General features: G+C 63.2%; 15 protein-coding genes and 1 tRNA gene. 10 read left to right on the top strand and 6 right to left on the bottom strand.

Features of this window, described 5'->3' with window-relative positions:
* Entirely contained in the window at nt 1-555 is a 555-nt protein-coding gene (locus tag METAC_RS22055; RefSeq protein WP_051335329.1) for a DUF2924 domain-containing protein, read from the top strand.
* Entirely contained in the window at nt 552-2348 is a 1797-nt protein-coding gene (locus tag METAC_RS0102885; RefSeq protein WP_026605879.1) for a recombinase family protein, read from the top strand. The genes METAC_RS22055 and METAC_RS0102885 overlap by 4 nt, the downstream gene beginning before the upstream one ends.
* A 340-nt stretch (nt 2349-2688) precedes the next feature.
* On the opposite strand, the gene METAC_RS0102880 is transcribed toward METAC_RS0102885, so the two are convergent.
* Nucleotides 2689-2763: transfer RNA gene (locus tag METAC_RS0102880), tRNA-Gln, on the bottom strand.
* Nucleotides 2764-2897: 134 nt separating this feature from the next.
* Entirely contained in the window at nt 2898-3395 is a 498-nt protein-coding gene (locus tag METAC_RS0102875) for a hypothetical protein (protein WP_026605878.1), read from the bottom strand.
* Between the two features lie 290 nt (nt 3396-3685).
* On the opposite strand from METAC_RS0102875, the gene METAC_RS0102865 reads away from it, so the two are divergent.
* Together METAC_RS0102865 and METAC_RS0102860 are read left to right on the top strand one after the other, a co-directional pair.
* The gene (locus METAC_RS0102865) at nt 3686-5821 is read left to right on the top strand and encodes a glycosyltransferase family 2 protein (protein ID WP_026605877.1); all 2136 of its coding nucleotides are present in this window, start codon (nt 3686-3688) and stop codon (nt 5819-5821) included.
* A 120-nt stretch (nt 5822-5941) separates the two neighbouring features.
* On the top strand, nt 5942-7483 hold the full coding sequence (locus METAC_RS0102860; protein WP_026605876.1) for a globin-coupled sensor protein: 1542 nt from the start codon (nt 5942-5944) through the stop codon (nt 7481-7483).
* A gap of 52 nt (nt 7484-7535) precedes the next feature.
* Here METAC_RS0102860 and METAC_RS0102855 read toward each other — a convergent pair whose 3' ends face one another.
* Complete coding sequence (locus METAC_RS0102855) at nt 7536-8864, bottom strand: homoserine dehydrogenase (RefSeq protein ID WP_026605875.1); 1329 nt, start codon at nt 8862-8864, stop codon at nt 7536-7538.
* A 294-nt stretch (nt 8865-9158) separates the two neighbouring features.
* Between METAC_RS0102855 and METAC_RS0102850 the strand changes: the two genes are divergently transcribed.
* The 4 genes from METAC_RS0102850 to METAC_RS22050 all read left to right on the top strand — a co-directional run bounded on the left by METAC_RS0102850 (nt 9159) and on the right by METAC_RS22050 (nt 11729).
* Nucleotides 9159-9473 (top strand): hypothetical protein, encoded by a 315-nt coding sequence (locus METAC_RS0102850; protein WP_026605874.1) that lies wholly within the window; start codon nt 9159-9161, stop codon nt 9471-9473.
* A 211-nt stretch (nt 9474-9684) separates the two neighbouring features.
* Nucleotides 9685-10527 (top strand): type I methionyl aminopeptidase, encoded by an 843-nt coding sequence (map, locus tag METAC_RS0102845; protein ID WP_036255890.1) that lies wholly within the window; start codon nt 9685-9687, stop codon nt 10525-10527.
* Nucleotides 10524-11234: a RadC family protein gene (gene radC / locus METAC_RS0102840; protein WP_026605872.1), complete on the top strand. Its 711-nt coding sequence runs from the start codon at nt 10524-10526 to the stop codon at nt 11232-11234. Before map ends, radC begins: the two co-directional genes overlap by 4 nt.
* A 216-nt stretch (nt 11235-11450) precedes the next feature.
* A complete protein-coding gene (locus METAC_RS22050) occupies nt 11451-11729 on the top strand; it encodes a hypothetical protein (RefSeq protein ID WP_036255242.1) in 279 nt (92 codons plus the stop codon).
* 651 nt (nt 11730-12380) lie between these two features.
* Here METAC_RS22050 and METAC_RS0102825 read toward each other — a convergent pair.
* From METAC_RS0102825 to METAC_RS0102815, 3 genes are all read right to left on the bottom strand, one after another.
* Nucleotides 12381-12680: an usg protein gene (locus tag METAC_RS0102825; RefSeq protein ID WP_051335328.1), complete on the bottom strand. Its 300-nt coding sequence runs from the start codon at nt 12678-12680 to the stop codon at nt 12381-12383.
* Nucleotides 12681-12965: 285 nt separating this feature from the next.
* Nucleotides 12966-13613 carry an alpha-ketoglutarate-dependent dioxygenase AlkB family protein gene (locus METAC_RS0102820; protein WP_051335327.1) on the bottom strand — a complete coding sequence of 216 codons (648 nt, stop codon included), beginning with the start codon at nt 13611-13613 and terminating at the stop codon, nt 12966-12968.
* Nucleotides 13614-13636: 23 nt separating this feature from the next.
* Complete coding sequence (locus METAC_RS0102815; protein WP_026605868.1) at nt 13637-14257, bottom strand: 2,3-bisphosphoglycerate-dependent phosphoglycerate mutase; 621 nt, start codon at nt 14255-14257, stop codon at nt 13637-13639.
* Between the two features lie 265 nt (nt 14258-14522).
* Here METAC_RS0102815 and METAC_RS0102805 point away from each other — a divergent pair, with 265 nt between their 5' ends.
* On the top strand, nt 14523-15725 hold the full coding sequence (locus tag METAC_RS0102805; RefSeq protein WP_036255240.1) for an acetyl-CoA C-acyltransferase: 1203 nt from the start codon (nt 14523-14525) through the stop codon (nt 15723-15725).
* A 133-nt stretch (nt 15726-15858) separates the two neighbouring features.
* Nucleotides 15859-16215, top strand: a complete 357-nt coding sequence (locus METAC_RS0102800) for a DUF6460 domain-containing protein (protein ID WP_026605866.1) — start codon at nt 15859-15861, stop codon at nt 16213-16215.
* Nucleotides 16216-16217: the final 2 nt, after the last annotated feature.

The raw sequence follows: 16217 nt of genomic DNA, 5'->3' as shown, positions 1-16217 counted from the left end.
ATGTCACAATCGGCTGTCGAAAACCTCGTCGCCGAGATCGATCGCATCCCGGCGATGAACGTCGAGAGGTTGCGTGCGCTCTGGCGCGAGACGATGGGGCGTCCCGCGCCGGATGCTCTATCCAAAGGCCTCATCGCCCGCGCCCTCGCTTATCGACTCCAGGAGCAGAGCCTGGGCGGACTTGATCCGCAGCTGCGCCGGCTTCTCACGTCGCTGGCGAAGCCAGGGACCGAGCCGGTTCGCCATCTGAAGATCGGCTCGATCATTGTTCGCGAGCATGAAGGCAAGATCCACGAGATCATGGTCGCGCCCGGCGGGTTCTATTGGTCGGGGCAGGTCTATCCCAGCCTATCCGCCATCGCTCGGAAGATCACGGGCACGAGCTGGAACGGACCGCGGTTCTTTGGCCTACGCGGGCCAAACGAGCGGACGCAGGCCGGACCGTATGCAGAGCAGCAAATTAGGACGACGAGAGGAAAGCGATCAAGCCGCGGCGCGGTCCGACCGCGATCCAAAGAAGCGTCGGGTTTGAGGGCTTCGGGAGATCGCGGATGAAGGCGCCAACCCCAAAACCTCAGCGCTGCGCGATCTACACGCGCAAATCCACCGAGCATAATCTCGATCTCGCCTTCAACTCCCTCGACGCCCAGCGCGAGGCCTGCGAGGCCTATATCAAGAGCCAGGCGCATGAAGGCTGGCGACTCTCTCCGGAACGCTATGACGACGGCGGCCTCTCCGGCGCCTCATTGGAGCGCCCTGCCCTGCAGGCCCTGCTGGAACATGTCCGAGCCCGCAACATCGATATTATCGTCGTCTACAAAGTCGACCGCTTGACCCGGTCGCTCGCCGACTTCGCCAAGCTGATGGAGATCTTCGACGATCACGAGGTCTCCTTCGTCTCGGTCACGCAGTCCTTCAACACGACCTCGAGCATGGGACGGCTAACGCTCAATGTCCTGCTCTCCTTCGCCCAGTTCGAGCGGGAGGTAATCGGCGAGCGGGTGCGCGACAAGATCGCGGCCTCCAAGCGCAATGGGATCTGGGTCGGGGGACCTGTGCCGCTCGGCTATCGCAGTATCGGCAAGAAGCTCGAGGTCGCGCCGGAAGACGCTGATCTCGTCCACAAGATCTTTACGGATTATCTCCGGCTCGGCTCGATCGAAGACCTGGCCGCCGCGCTGGAAGCGGAAGGCGTCAAGCCAAAGCCCCGGGTGCTCGCCAGCGCCAGAACCATCGCGGCCCCGCGCTTCATGGTTGGAGCTTTGGCGCATATTCTGAAGAACCGCTTCTACATCGGCGAGGTCGCCTATCGCGGCGAGGTCCATAAGGGCGAGCAGGCGCCGATCCTCGCTCGAGAGCTGTTCGACGCGGTTCAGGAAAAGCTCGCCGGCCAAGCCGTGCGGCGAAAAATGCGCCGCACGCAGTCGGCTTCCTTGCTCACAGGGCTGATCTTCGACGATCGCGGCAATCCCATGAGCCCCAGCCACGCCAATAAGAAAGGCGTGCGCTATCGCTATTACGTCTCTCAGGCGCTTCTGCAAAAACAAAGAGCAGAGGTCGGATCCGTCGCCCGCGTATCCGGACCGGATATTGAAGCGATCGTCGTCGACTCTGTCCGTCGGGCGATCGCCGCGCGAGACGTCGAGGCGCCAGATCACACGGTCAATCGACACGCCGACGCGGGCTCGCGCGATCAACCGACGATAGAGACAAGCGCCTCGACGGTCGCGGCAGCGTCGCCGGACAGCGATCGTGACCTGATCGCGCGTTGCATCGCGCGCGTCGTTCTGCGCCCGTGCGCGATCGAGATCACCTTGAACGACAAGCGGGATGACGACGGCGATGCGTTGCGAGCCGAGGCTTGCTTCAAACAGCAGTCTACTGACCGCACCGCTAAGCGCGCGGCGCGTTCAGACAACGAGAGGTCAGAAGCAGAGAGCTATATCTCGGACATCGAGCCATCGATTGGAGGCGCCGACGCAGAACGTTTGCTCAGCATCCCTTGGTCGCCACCCGTCGCAAGGCGTCGAAAGGGAGTCGTCCATCTGCCTGGGTCGCATGATCTCGATCCCCGAGATCGGGACGTTCTGCTGACCGCGATCGCCAAGGCTAGATCCTGGATGAACGATCTGATGGACGGGCGCGTTCAATCGTTCGAAGAGCTCGCCGAACGTGAACAGAAGGTCGTGCGCCACATCCGCTTCCTGGCGCCGCTCGCCTTCCTGTCGCCGCGCATCGTCGCGGCAATCGCCAATGGCGATGTTCCCGCCAGCGTCACCGTGAGCGGGCTCGTTCGTTCTCTGCCTTTCAATTGGGCGGAGCAGGAGCAGCGATTCGGGCTACGCTGAACGCAGCGAACCGCCAAGTTTCCAGTCGATTCCAAACGCGAGGCCTCTGATCGGCCCTGCCCGCCTTCGATCGAGCGCATCGCCTGTCGAACTCGGTTTAATCCAGCGCGGCCCCGCCGCGAACCCGAGTCTCCGCCCAAAACGAACCGGTCTCAGGCGCGGCGCGGCAAAAATCCCGGAGATTCGAAAACGCCCGTCAGAGACGGAGCCCCAAAATCGGCCTTGAGCCAGCCCGAACTGGCCTCATTTGCGCCGCAGAGACTCTCTCGGGTAGCACAAGCCTTTGACTTTGCGCCGCTTCCGCGCAAGCAGGAGAAAGTCTCCGCATGGGCGGAATGTCTGGCTGGGGCGGGAGGATTCGAACCTCCGGATGGCGGAATCAAAATCCGCTGCCTTACCACTTGGCTACGCCCCAAACGCCGCATCGTTCGGAGGCTCGAGGCCCCCTGGCGCGGCGGGACCATAATGCCTGCCCGCGCCCGCCGCAACCGGTCCCGCGCAAAGCTTTGCAACGGTTCCGACGTGCAACGAAGGGGCGAAGTCTATCGGTTAGGCCGATTCCTTTCGGCGCCTGCTCTCGGAGCCGCCCGCGACGAGCCAAAACACGGCGCCGGACACGATTCCGGTGAGGAAAAACAAAAGGGCGAAGCGCAGCTCTTCCGGACTGGCGCTCGCCGCCCTTTGGGAGTGAAACGCGCCCCGAATGAGCCAGGGCGTGGAGGCTGCGATCAGCCCGGTCGCCCCAGCATACCAAAAAAAAGACCGAACCTTGGCGATCTCGCCGAGCAAAATGGTGAAAACCAGAGGCATGACGCAAATGGCCATGAAAGCCGTCCAAGCGAAATGGACAATGCCGCCGAGATCAGCGGACGCCAAATCGTCCGGGTCCATCCGTGTGAGCGCGAAGAAGGCGACCTCCGCGATTGCGAAGCCCGCCGCTCGCGTGACCGGATCGACAAGAGCCGCAACCGGAAGAACGACGACCCCGGCGGCGACGGCGATCGCCGCGCCGAACAACAACACGATGGCTCGGCGAAAGAAGGGCATGCGCGTCCTTTGCTCATGATCGCGGCGGCCGATCCCGGCGCGAACGCCGACCGACCCATCAAGACTTCAGCTCCGGGCCCGCTCGGCTGCGCTTGCCCGTTACGGATCAGCGACAAACGAAATGGCTAAAGCGGTTCCGAGGGACCACGGCTTCCCGCCGCGACCCCTTTTGCGCTCTCGGGGCGACGCCGGAGCCTGACCCAGGAAATTGAAAACCCCAAAATCTGCTTCTTACTTTTTAAGTGTCGCGAACGGCATTGCAATGTCGCACGGATGCGGCAAAAAAAGCATTGCGCGGCTCCTCCCTTCGGCCCGAGCAGGCTGCGGCGCCACAGATCAAGCGGGAGCTGGCCGGCTCGCGCCCATGGCACGCAACGTGGGGCGCGACGCTTGTCGCCGCCCTGCCCGACGACAAAATCATGGGAAGCGATTTGAAAAAGCCGAACTTCGCCCTCGCGCCGGAAAAAGACGTCGAAATTCACGGCGGGCGCTTTATCGCCATGTCGACCGAGCCTTGGCTCTCAATCGAGGCCGGCGCCGCGCTGGCGCCCGGCAAATTCGTCGAGATCGTCTATCGCGCAAGCCTTTGGGACGAGCCTGCGCGGCCGGTGTTTCGATTTTGGACCTCGACCGGCGTCTGGACGGATCGGATCGCAACCGGACCTGTCGCTGGAGCAGGGCTCTGGATGGGCAGGATTCCGCCCGGAACTATTCGCATCAGCGTGAGCCCTGCCAATCGCTTGGGCCGATTCGATTTCGTGGTGGAGTCGATGAGACGGATTTCATCCGGCGCCCTCTTCACGAACAGCTTGCGTCGCCGGCCAGGCTCGGCGCTGGCCGCGGTCCTCGCCGGCCATTTCGGCCGAAACAGAGAGGACCGCATCAAGATCGACTGGACATCGAACGCGAAGCCAATCGAGAATTATGGCGCCTGGCGCGAGACGCACACGCGGGCCTTCAACCTCGAAGGGATCGACGCGCCCCGCCACGACTGGACCACGAGCCTCGAAATCCACATCATCGTCGATGCGGAGCAGGCCGACGCCGCTGCGCTCGCCCGCTTGATCACATCCTTACGCGCGCAGCTCTATCCGCGTTGGCGCCTCATTCTGGCGGCGGACGGCGGCATTTCGGTTCCCGCTGGCGAGCCGCGCATTTTTCGTCTGCCGCGCGGCGAGGCCCATGCCGCCCTGCGGGCGCTCCCGCCCGAGGCGCTCGTCGCCGCGCTTGAGGCCGGAGACGCTCTGTCTCCCTTCGCCCTGGCGGCCGTCATAGAGGCCGCTACGCGCGCGCCCTCATCCGCGATCTTTTATGCTGACGAAGACTTTCGTCGCGCGGACCATAAGCTCATCCCGGTTCTGAAACCCGGATGGAGCCCCACGCTGCAAGCCTGTCGCCCTTATCTCGGCCGTGCGGCCTTTCTACGGGCGCGGATCTTCGGCGACTGGACGGAGGCCGAACTCGCTTCGTTCATCGATCACGGAGAAACCCGCGCCTCAGCCGAATTGGCCGCGTTCGCGCCGCATGCCCTTCGGCGCGTTCTTTTGACCCGCTCTCAACCCTGGCCGCAAGCCGACGAGCGAATATCCGCGCCGGCGCCGCGCCCGGCCGGTCATCCAGCGGCTTTGCTCGTCATCCCAACGCGGGATCGGGCGGGCCCGCTCAGCCTCTGCCTTGCAAGCATATTCGAGAAGACGGCCTTCGATAATTTCTCGGTCATCATCGTCGACGGCGGCAGCGTCGAGCCGGCGGCTCTGCGGCTCTTCGAGAAATTTCGCGGCGACCGCATCGTCAGCGTTCTCCACAGCGCAGAGCCAATCAATGATTCCGCCCTCTGCAACGCCGCCGCGGCGCGGCGCAAGGCCGACGTCCTCGTGTTTCTGGACGACGACATGGAGATCCTCGCGGAGGATTGGCTCGATCGCCTCGTCGCGCGCGCCCTGCTTCAAGATGTCGGCGCCGTCGGCGGCCTGATCTCCGACGTCGATGGGAGCCTTAGGCAGGCCGGACTGTGGTTCAACGCGCAAGATCAGCGTCGCCGAGTCGGCGCAGCCCTCGCGACGGTATGCGGCGACCTGCTCGGCCGCGATAAAAGTGCTCACGAGGTTTCAGCGGTTCCCCGCGCCGGCCTCGCCGTTGCCCGAAGGAAATTCATGCTCGTCGGCGGTTTCGATGCGGAGCATGTGCCGACGATTTACAACGACCTCGACCTCTGCTTGCGGCTCTCCGCCAAGGGTTGGACGACGCAAATCGATCCGGGCGTCCGGCTGGGTCGCGTCTCGGGCGCGCGTCGCGCAGCCCCGGATGCGCAGAGCGCAGAGGGTCAGCGACGCTGGATCGAGGCTCGCTGGCTCGGAGCATTGCGCGAGGATCCGTTTTTCCATCCGGCTCTGGCTTCGCCATGGCCGGAGGAAACCTTGGGGTAATTCCAGCACAAGCGCGAGGCTGATCAAAAGCCGTCAGCGACAGTTTCGCGCAATCTACATGACTGATTTCTCGTCAGGCGATCATGGAATTCTATTTCACACGATCTGACAGGAAAAATAATGAGCGCGCAAGATCCGCTGCAGCAACGTTTGGATTTTCTAAATTTCGACGAGAAGACGAAAGCGTCGATGCGCGATCTCAAGCCGCTGATCGCCGCCGCCATAGGACCCGCGCTCGGCGCCTTCTACGCCAAGGTGCGCGAAGCGCCTGACACGCGCAGGTTTTTTCGCGACGATTCCCATATGGCGAGCGCGAAGAGCCGCCAGGAACAGCATTGGGAGATCATCGCCGCCGCCGATTACGGCGAGACCTACGTTCGGGCCGTCAAAGCGATCGGGCAAACGCATGCGCGCCTCGGCCTCGAGCCGCGGTGGTACGTTGGCGGCTACGCCCTTGTGACGGAGAGCCTGATCCATGCGCTTGTAAAGGACCAATGGCCGGGTCTGTTGCAGCGGACGCGGTCCGGCCCCGAGGGCATGGCCCACTCTCTATCGGCGCTCATGAAAGCCGTCATGTTGGATATGGATTACGCGATCTCGAGCTATCTGGAAGCGCTCGACGAAGAGCGTCGCCGCGCCGAGGCGGCAAGGCAGGAGGCGGAGCGCCGGACCGAGGAGGCCATGGCCGCGACGGCTAAGGCTCTCGCCCGCCTCGCGGCCGGCGATCTTGCGTCGCGCATCGACGCCGACCTCGCAGCTGAATTTCAGCAGCTCAAACTCGATTTCAATGCAGCTGTCGGCAGGCTGCGCGAAGCGATCGCAGCCGTCGCGAAATCTTCGCAAGGCCTCAAGAGCGGAGCGGAAGAGATCGCCCAGGCCTCCGATGATTTGTCGCGGCGGACCGAGAAACAAGCGGCGAATCTCGAGCAGACCGCAGCGGCGATGGAGCAACTAACCGCCAGCGTGAAGCAGACCGCGGCCGGCGCGTTGGACGCCGCCAAGGTCGTCGCCACGATGAAGTCGGACGCCCAGGACTCAGGAGACGTCGTCAGGCAGGCCGTAGCGGCGATGAGCGAGATCGAAACCTCCTCGAAGCAGATCTCCAAGATCATCGGCGTGATCGACGAAATCGCTTTTCAAACCAATCTTCTGGCGCTCAACGCCGGGGTCGAGGCCGCGCGCGCGGGCGACGCCGGCCGCGGCTTCGCGGTGGTTGCGCAAGAGGTCCGCGCTTTAGCCCAACGCTCGGCCGAGGCCGCCAAGGAAATCAAGGCCTTGATCGCCGCGAGCTCAGCCGAGGTCGGCGTCGGCGTCAACCTGGTGCGGCAGACGGGCGCCTCGCTGCAAAGAATCATCGACCGGGTCGCCGGGGTGGACAGGCTCGTCGGGGAAATCGCCGCCTCGGCGAAGGAGCAAGCCGGCAGCCTCAACGAGGTAAATATCGCAGTCAACCAGATGGATCAGCTAACGCAGCAAAATGCTGCGATGGTCGAGCAGGCGACCGCGGCCACCTATTCGCTCAAAGGCGAAACCGACGAACTCGCGCGACTCGTCGCCAAGTTCCGCATCGACGAACAGGAGACGACCAAAACAACCGCAGGGCCTCCGCCGCTTGCCGCGCAACGCGAGAAAATCGCGGCCTTCGCCCGCCAAGGTCGATAATGGGACGCCACGAGCTCGCTTCGGCGCCGAACTCCTAGGACGAGACAGTCCGTCACTCGCGCTCGATGCGTATGACCTGCGGCTTTTCCGCCAAGAAACCGTCGGCGACGACCGCTTCCAGCGCCTGGCGGATGGTTTTCTCATGCGTCGCATAAGTGATGAGGATCACCGGCACCGCGCCCGAGGGTTCGATATTTCCGCCGGCCGCGGCGCCGTGAGCGCCGGGCCGGCGCCTCTGGACGATGCTCTCAAGGGAAATTTGCCGCTCCGCCATGCGCGTCGCGATCGCCGCCGCCGCGCCCGGTCGGTCAAACACCGAAAGCCGAATATAATAGCCGCCCTTGTGCAGTTGCATGGGCGCCTGGGGCGCTTTGGTGAGCGAGGCGACAGGCAGGCCGAATGGCGCGGAGCGAACGCCGCGCGCAATATCGGCCAAATCCGCGACGATCGCCGAGGCCGTCGCCTCGCCTCCGGCGCCCGGACCGACCAAAGTCAATTCGTGCACGGCGTCGGCGTCGATGGTCACCGCATTGGTGACCCCCATCACCTGCGCGATGGAGGACGACTTTTCCACCATCGTCGGATGCACGCGCTGCTCGATGCCTTCCGGTGTGCGCTGCGCAACGCCGAGGAGCTTGACCCGATAGCCGAGTTCGGCGGCGGCTTCGAGATCGGCGAGGCTGATCGAGGCGATGCCTTCGATCGCAATCGACGCCGGATCGATGACCGTTCCAAACGCCAGCGAGGTCAGGATGGCGAGCTTATGCGCCGTGTCGAAGCCGCCGATGTCGAAGGTCGGATCGGCCTCCGCATAGCCGAGGCTTTGCGCTTCGCGCAGACATTGCTCGAAGGAGAGGCCCTCGAGCTCCATCCGGGTCAAAATATAATTGCAGGTGCCGTTAAGAATGCCATAGACGCGCTCGATCGAATTGCCGGCGAGGCCTTCGCGCAAGGTCTTGACGATCGGAATGCCGCCGGCGACCGACGCCTCGAAGGCGAGTGCGGCGTTTTTTTCCTCGGCGAGCTGGGCAAGGCGCATCCCGTGATTGGCGAGCAGCGCCTTGTTGGCGGTGACCACCGATTTGCCGGCGCAAAGAGCCGCCTCGACGGCCGCCAGAGCAACGCCAGCTTCTCCGCCGATCAGCTCGACGAAGAGATCGACCTCCTCGGCCCGCGCCAAGGCCACCGGGTCGTCGAACCAGGCGAAACGCCCGAAATCCACGCCGCGCTCCTTCGCGCGATCCCGCGCGGAAACGCCGACGACGGAGATCCCGCGGCCGATCCGGCTCGCGAGCGCCTCGGCCTGACGATCGAGCAGCTTGACGACAGAGGCGCCGACTGTGCCGAGACCGGCAATCCCAACGCGCAGGGAAGGCAGCATATTTGACGAAACCAGAAGGCTGGAGGAAGCCGGGCCGAGGGCAAAGTCCAGGCTGACTCGGGCTTTCGCCGCTCTCGCGCTTCGTGACGGAACCAGCGAAATCGGACCGACGCGACGCGACCCGTCATTGGACCGTCTCGCCGACGTTGCTTTGCCCTAATTTCCCCGCTCGATCAAGGAGCGCCCCGCTTCCGCCGCCCTTGCCTTGGCATTGCACCGATTTTGCATGAGTGCGCCTGTTCGAGGACGGGGCGCGCAGAGGCCGCGGCGCAGCCGAAGCAAGGGATGAAAAGCATGGCGTTGGACCTGAAGAGCGATTGGTCGGAAGCCGATCTCGCCAAATTGATCGGCTCGGTGAAAGACGACCGAGATTGGCGCCTGGAAGTGTCGAAGGACGGCGTCGCCTCCTTGCAGGACAAGTCCGCCAACCCGACCGGCGCGGATTATGACGAAACGCTGCATTGCTATTTCGAGACTTGGAGCCAAGGCACGGATTTCGTCGGACCGTCGGCGGCGGGCGACAAGGAGCTCGTCGGCAAGATCGCCAAGGCCCTGCGCGAGAATTTTCCGGCTGTGAAGAAAGACAAATTCATTTATGTGGCCTTGTGACGCGCGTGGCCCTGGCCAGTGACGGCGGCTCGGCGACCTGGCGAGCCTTCGGCCGCACGTTCTTGCTTCGGCGCGCCAATCGCTTACATTGAGCGCGGCGCGCAGAGAACCGTTCGGCATAGTCGATGGGGATCGTTCCGAGGCCTCGTTCGCCAATGGCGGCGAGGCGCAAGGAAGGCTGCCGCAGCGAGCCGACCGCGGAAAGAGACCAATGACCTTCATCGACGCCGTCGAAGTCGCCGGCCGCAGGACCGGCCATATCAAGTTGCACGGAGAAGAGGCCTTCGCCGGAATGCGGCGGGTCGGCCGCTTAGCGGCCGACGCCCTCGACATGCTGACCGAACACGTCCGCCCCGGGGTGACGACCGACGCGCTCGACGCTCTGGTCTTCGATTTCGCAATGGCGCATGACGCCTATCCGGCGCCGCTCGATTATCGCGGCTATCGGAAATCGATTTGCACCTCGATCAATCATGTCGTGTGCCATGGCATGCCGGACCACAAGCCGCTCAAGGACGGCGACATCATCAATATCGACGTCACTTTCATCCTGGACGGATGGCATGGCGATTCGAGCCGCATGTATTACGTAGGAGAGGTTTCCCGCCGCGCCCAGCGCTTGGTCGAGGTGACCTATGAGGCGCTCATGCGCGGCATGGCGGTCGTGCGGCCCGGCGCGACGACCGGCGACATCGGCGCAGCGATTCAAGATTACGCCGAATCGGAGCGCTGCTCTGTCGTGCGCGATTTTTGTGGCCACGGCCTCGGCCGCCTGTTTCACGACGAGCCCAATATCCTGCATTACGGACGGCGCGGCGAAGGGGCCATGCTGAAGCCCGGCATGTTCTTCACGATCGAGCCGATGATCAATCTCGGCCGCCCGCAAGTGAAGATCCTCTCCGACGGCTGGACCGCCGTGACGCGTGACCGTTCCCTCTCGGCCCAGTTCGAGCATTCGATCGGCGTGACCGAGACCGGCTATGAAGTGTTCACCGCTTCGTCGAAAGGGCTTCACCGTCCACCCTACGAGATCGGCGCTGCGGAAGGCGCATGACGAAAGCGCCGGCCAGCTCCGACCCGGCTGGCGAGCCGCCGCATTATCTCGGCCATCGCGAACGGTTGCGCGAACGCTTTAATAAGGGCGGCGCCGACGCCCTAGCGGACTACGAGCTTCTCGAGCTCATCCTCTTTCGCGCCATGCCGAGGCGCGACGTCAAGCCGCTCGCCAAGGCCCTCATCGGTCGCTTCGGCTCTTTCGCCGAGGCCATCGCCGCGCGTCCGGAGCGGCTTCGCGAAATCGACGGTCTCGGCGACGCCGCCGTGGTCGAACTGAAGATCGTCGAGGCGGCGGCGAAGCGGCTCGCCAAATCTGCGATCGAGAAACGCCCCACCATGTCGAGCTTCGCGGCGGTGGTCGATTACTGCCGCGCGACCATGGCCTTCCTCGATCATGAGGAGTTTCGAATTCTCTTTCTCGACAAGAAGAACGTCCTGATCGCCGACGAGGTTCAGGGCGTCGGCACGGTCGATCACGCCCCGGTCTATCCCCGTGAGATCATGCGTCGCGCGCTCGAGCTCAGCGCCTCCGCGATCATCCTGGTTCATAATCATCCATCGGGCGATCCACAGCCTTCGACCGACGACATTCATCTCACCCATCAGATCATCGCCGTGGGCAAGCCGCTAAAGGTCGCGGTCCATGATCATCTGATTATCGGCAAGCATGGCCATGCGAGCTTGAAGGGCCTGCGGCTGATTTAAAGCTCCACGCAATGCTTTTGAGGCTTTGCTTCGCCTCAGGCTCCGTAAAGCATTGAATAGATAAAATGTCTATTTCTCGGCAACCAATCTTCGGGCGTCACGTTCGTTGGGAACGCGCGCGAGATCTCGGTAATGAAACCTCAAATTCGAACTCGCTTGCCAATTAAACTTCTGCTTCGGGCAGTCTAAGCGACAGCCAGACAAAGGAGGAGTGAAATGTTCATTCGCATGCTGATGAGTTGCGTCATAGGGTCGGCTGCGCTTTGCGGCGCCGCCAGCGCGCAAGAGGCCGGCTCGACCACGGGTCCGGCCGCGGGAACGAATGTGGCGCCGAGCCCAGCCATCCAAAAACAAAGCGAAGGCCGATCGGTCGGCGAGTCGCCGGACTATCGGGGCTCGTCAAGCGCGGCCGGCGCGCCTGGAATCGAAGGCAAGCCAGGCGTCGAGAGCGGACCCGCCCCCGACAGAACAGCGAAGCCAATCCCAAACAGATAGAGTGGAGCAACGGATGCGCGACGCGAGCCGGTCTCGGTTTTACGCCGTGCAGGCTGAAAAGCCGCGTTGGCCCGTTCGCTTGGGTGGCGGTCGCCGCCCAGCCCGTCATGGCGACGAACGATCCGACTTCCGCCGAGGCCGCGCCCTAGTCCCGATCGGCGTCGCCCTAGGTTTCGACGGCCCGGTTCCGCGGCGGCGCAGTTCCGGCGTCGAATTATCTTGCGCTAGTGAGCCGGATGGTGATCGGGCACTCGGAAACCGCAAGATTCTCGAATTCGCGCGGAACTCTGCGAGGACGCTGGGCGGTGTGGCGGCGTCGTACCGCCCGCGTAAACAGCATCGGTCCGGGTTGCGGCCGGTCGTCCGACAGGACGACGCGCGGCGGCTATTCCCTCAGCTCCTTCCGGCGCAGGCCAAATCGCTCCACCGCCTCTCCACACGCGAGGAAAAGCCTTTGACGAGTTTTGTCGCCGCCCATTTGGACGCCTTGCGGCAGTTGCCACGATTTTCCAAAACTATGTCGATAAAGGCGGCTATCCTGCACGCGATCGCCGAGAGCGGACTGTCGAGGTCAAGACCGCGATGGATCTTCTTGCGGTCCCTTGAAAACTAAGGCGCAGGCTTTCGCCGTCGGGCGAGTCCAAGTATTGCTCAATGCAGCCGAAACTCGCCGTCGATGGCGCGGATCTCCGCCGGCTTGATGAGCTTGGAATGTCCGACTCGCACGCTGTGGAGCGGGCCGTCTAGCTTCTGTCTCCAGAAAGCCAGGAATTTGATCAGCGTCGGAAAATCGGGCGCTATATCGTAATCCTGCCAAATATAGGTCTGCAGCAAGCGCGGGTGATCCGGCAAACGGTAGAGAATCTCCGCCGTCGTCAAGCCGTAGCCGGCAAGCTGCTTGATAAAATCTTTAGAAGCCTTATGCGCCTCGATTTTCTTGGCGTCGATCATCGGTCATCGCCTCCGCGCTGATTGAGCCCGGGAAACAAGAATCGTCGCGTCCGGCTCATAGGCTCGAGGATTGATTTCCCCGCGCCTGTGTCCATTGGACCCGCGTCATATTAATGTAACGTTTTGCCTCACGGCGAGGAGCGGCCCTATGTGCAAAATCGGCGGCAGGCGGCCACACGCGTAAACGAGCCGTCGCCAAATCGCGCGCGCCCCGCGCTGCCGCCAGGATCGAAATCGCTATCGCAGGGGAAAGTTCAATGTTCCGATCAAAGGTCGGAACGCCCCTTAGGGCCGCATGACGCGCCGTAGAGTCAAGTTGATCCGCCCGCCCCCTGGCAAGAGCGACGAACCGCCGGCGAAAACCTTGTCGACCCCGTGATAATAGAGCCGCGAGGCGCCGCCGAGCACAAGAACGTCGCCGGACCGCAGCTCCAGCCGGTTCGCGGCGGCGCTCCGGCGCGGGCCATAGCGGAACAAACAGGAATCGCCGAGCGAGACGGAAAGGACAGGCGCGGATAAATCCGCTTCATCGCGATCCTGATGCAGGCCCATGCGCGCCTTGCCGTCATAAAAATTGACCAGGCAGGCTTGTGGCGGATGCGGATCGTCCGCCATCTCACACCAAATATTCAAGAGGCGCTCGGGAATCGGCGGCCAAGGCCGGCGCGTCTCGGGATGGGTCGCTTCGTAGCGATAGCCGCCGTCGCAATCGGAAACCCAGCCGAGCGCGCCACAATTCGTCATTTTGACCGAGAGCGCATGCCCCGTGCGCGGCATGCGCGGCTGAAACCAGGGCGCTGCAGCGATGACCTGCGCGACATCGGCGGCGAGCGCCTGTTGCGCCGTCTCGTCGACATAGGCCGGCGCATAGATCAGGCCAGGGGCGAGGACGATTCGCGTCGGCGCCTCGGCCGTCTCGAATAAATCTCGCATTGAAGCCGCCTCAGCCGACGCCCTCAGGGCGCCAGGATGTCCTTTGTCTCCACCGTCGAATCGGGTCGCAGCCGATAGACCATTGGCAGCCCGGTCTTGAGCTCCACGGTCGGAATCGTCTCCGAATTCAGTCCGTCGAGCACCATAATCAGCGCCCGCAATGAATTGCCATGCGCCGAGACGATCGTGCATTCGCCGCGCAGCACGGCGGGCAGGATAGTCTGAATATAATAAGGGAGAACCCTGGCCACCGTATCCTTCAGGCTTTCGCCGCCCGGCGGCGAGACGTCATAGGATCTGCGCCAGAGCTGGACCTGCTTCTCCCCCCATTTTTCTCGCGCGTCGTCCTTGTTGAGCCCACAGAGATCGCCATAGTCCCGCTCATTGAGGGCGATCGTATGTTCCGTCTGGACGTTCGGCGCGCCGGTCTCCGCGAGAATGAGCTTCAACGTATCCTGCGCGCGGATGAGATTGGACGCGAAGCCGCGTCGGAATTCGAGCCCATGCGCCTTCAGGCTGCGTCCAGCGGTGCGCGCCTCCTCGACGCCTTTTTCGGTGAGACCCGGATCCTTCCAGCCCGTGAACAGATTTTTCATGTTCCATTCGCTCTGGCCGTGGCGCACGAGCACGAGAATGCGATCCATTTCCCATCCTTTTCGGCATTAAATCAATGCAGCGCTGGAGCGCATTCCGGTCAGATTGAATCGATCCGATCGACAAGAATATGCTCAATCTTTTGAAATTAGAGCGATTTCTTATCGACCGCGTGACTTCGGTCGGTCAGGAAGCGCTCTAGGACATTTCGCCGCCGCGCGAAACCCTCGCCGACTTGCGGCAAAGGCTCGCGGACGCATTATATAACCGGTCGATGGCGCCAAACTGACGCTCCGAAACTTCGAAACCCCCGCAATGCCGAATCCCCGAATTGCCGAACCAGATCCCATCGTCATCGCCTCAGCCGCGCGCACCCCGATCGGCGGATTTCAGGGCGATTTCAAGGATCTCGCGGCGCCTCGCCTCGGCGCAGCGGCGATAGCGGCGGCGGTCGAACGCTCGGGCCTCCACCCCGAAGACATCGATGAGGCAATCCTGGGTTGCGTCTTGACCGCAGGACAAGGCCAGGCGCCCGCCCGCCAGGCGGCGCTCGCCGCCGGGCTCCCCGCCGCCGCCGGCTGCCTGACCATCAATAAGATGTGCGGCTCCGGCATGAAAGCGATCATGCTCGCGCATGATCTTCTCCAGGCCGGAAGCGCGACGGCGATCGTAGCCGGCGGCATGGAGAGCATGACCAACGCGCCCTATCTCCTTGAACGCACGCGCGCGGGCTATCGGATGGGACATGGCAGGCTCCTCGACCATATGTTCCTCGACGGGCTAGAAGACGCCTATGGCGCGCATCCGCTGATGGGCGTCTTCGCTGAGAGTTGCGCGCAGGCCTTCCAATTCACCCGCGAGGCGCAGGACGCCTACGCGACCGCCTCCTTGTTGCGGGCGCAGAAGGCGATTCGGGACGGAAACTTTATCGACGAAATCGCGCCGGTCGCCGCGCCAGCCGGCAAGGCGGAAAAAATCATCCTTCATGACGAACAGCCGCTCAAGGCTAAGCTCGATAAGATCGCAGCCTTGAAGCCCGCTTTCAAGGAGGGCGGGACCGTCACCGCCGCGAATTCAAGCTCGATCTCGGATGGCGCGACGGCGCTCGTCCTCATGCGCCGCTCGGAAGCGGAAAAACGCGGCCTCAGGCCGCTCGCGACCATCCGCGCGCATGCGAGCCATGCCCAGGCCCCGGATCAATTCCCCACGGCGCCGATCGGGGCGTTGCGGAAATTGATGGACAAGACCGGCTGGGCCTTGCGCGACGTCGATCTTTTTGAAATCAATGAAGCCTTCGCCGTCGTCGCCATGGCGGCCATGCGCGAGCTCGCTTTGCCGCATGAAAAGGTCAATGTCCATGGCGGCGCGTGCGCGCTGGGCCATCCGATCGGAGCCTCGGGCGCGCGAATCGTGGCGACCTTATTGGCGGCGCTGAAGACATATGGCTTAAAGCGCGGCGCCGCCGCGATTTGCATCGGCGGCGGCGAGGCGACAGCGCTGGCGGTCGAGTTGACATGAAGCGAGGAAACCGTTCGCTCGGGCCGATGGCCAGTCGATGACGATTTTTTCAAACGCAGGCGCGTTTCTTGCGCCGAGATCAAATTGAATTACGGGCGCGCCCTGCCCTTTCACCAGCTTCCAGAGGTTCTGCATGAGCGACGACCGCCCGCCCGCGCCCGAGACGCCTCCGCGCTGGAGCGAGACTCCCTATCGGCAAGGGCGGCCTTGGCGGCGCGACGACTCTCCGCTCGCGCGCTTTCTCGGCGGCGCGCCCGGCAGCGTCGTCCTTCGCCTTTTCTTCGTGTCCTTGATCGTCGGCGCCTTTTTGATGTGGCTGGACATCCGGCCTATCGACATATTTCGCGGCCTCACTCAGTTCATCAATAGGATTTGGTCGCTCGGCTTCGACGCCGTTCGCGAGGTTCTGGACTATGTCCTCGTCGGGGCTGCGATCGTGGTTCCAGTCTGGTTCGTCCTGCGGCTCTTGAACATGCGCGGCGAGCGCTGAGA

It is taken from the genome of Methylocapsa acidiphila B2 (assembly GCF_000427445.1).
GTDB lineage: Bacteria > Pseudomonadota > Alphaproteobacteria > Rhizobiales > Beijerinckiaceae > Methylocapsa > Methylocapsa acidiphila.
The sequence above is the reverse complement of the archived record's forward strand: the minus strand, read 5'-3'. Positions and strand labels throughout refer to the sequence as shown.

What these genes read in the sequence shown, in the direction of transcription:
- METAC_RS0102860 (WP_026605876.1), top strand. Translation starts at nt 5,942, where the DNA reads ATGAGCGCGCAAGATCCGCTGCAGCAACGTTTGGATTTTCTAAATTTC.
- METAC_RS0102815 (WP_026605868.1), bottom strand. Translation starts at nt 14,257, where the DNA reads ATGGATCGCATTCTCGTGCTCGTGCGCCACGGCCAGAGCGAATGGAAC.
- METAC_RS0102850 (WP_026605874.1), top strand. Translation starts at nt 9,159, where the DNA reads ATGGCGTTGGACCTGAAGAGCGATTGGTCGGAAGCCGATCTCGCCAAA.
- METAC_RS0102820 (WP_051335327.1), bottom strand. Translation starts at nt 13,613, where the DNA reads ATGCGAGATTTATTCGAGACGGCCGAGGCGCCGACGCGAATCGTCCTC.
- radC (WP_026605872.1), top strand. Translation starts at nt 10,524, where the DNA reads ATGACGAAAGCGCCGGCCAGCTCCGACCCGGCTGGCGAGCCGCCGCAT.
- METAC_RS0102885 (WP_026605879.1), top strand. Translation starts at nt 552, where the DNA reads ATGAAGGCGCCAACCCCAAAACCTCAGCGCTGCGCGATCTACACGCGC.
- map (WP_036255890.1), top strand. Translation starts at nt 9,685, where the DNA reads ATGACCTTCATCGACGCCGTCGAAGTCGCCGGCCGCAGGACCGGCCAT.
- METAC_RS22055 (WP_051335329.1), top strand. Translation starts at nt 1, where the DNA reads ATGTCACAATCGGCTGTCGAAAACCTCGTCGCCGAGATCGATCGCATC.
- METAC_RS22050 (WP_036255242.1), top strand. Translation starts at nt 11,451, where the DNA reads ATGTTCATTCGCATGCTGATGAGTTGCGTCATAGGGTCGGCTGCGCTT.
- METAC_RS0102855 (WP_026605875.1), bottom strand. Translation starts at nt 8,864, where the DNA reads ATGCTGCCTTCCCTGCGCGTTGGGATTGCCGGTCTCGGCACAGTCGGC.
- METAC_RS0102825 (WP_051335328.1), bottom strand. Translation starts at nt 12,680, where the DNA reads ATGATCGACGCCAAGAAAATCGAGGCGCATAAGGCTTCTAAAGATTTT.
- METAC_RS0102800 (WP_026605866.1), top strand. Translation starts at nt 15,859, where the DNA reads ATGAGCGACGACCGCCCGCCCGCGCCCGAGACGCCTCCGCGCTGGAGC.
- METAC_RS0102805 (WP_036255240.1), top strand. Translation starts at nt 14,523, where the DNA reads ATGCCGAATCCCCGAATTGCCGAACCAGATCCCATCGTCATCGCCTCA.
- METAC_RS0102875 (WP_026605878.1), bottom strand. Translation starts at nt 3,395, where the DNA reads ATGCCCTTCTTTCGCCGAGCCATCGTGTTGTTGTTCGGCGCGGCGATC.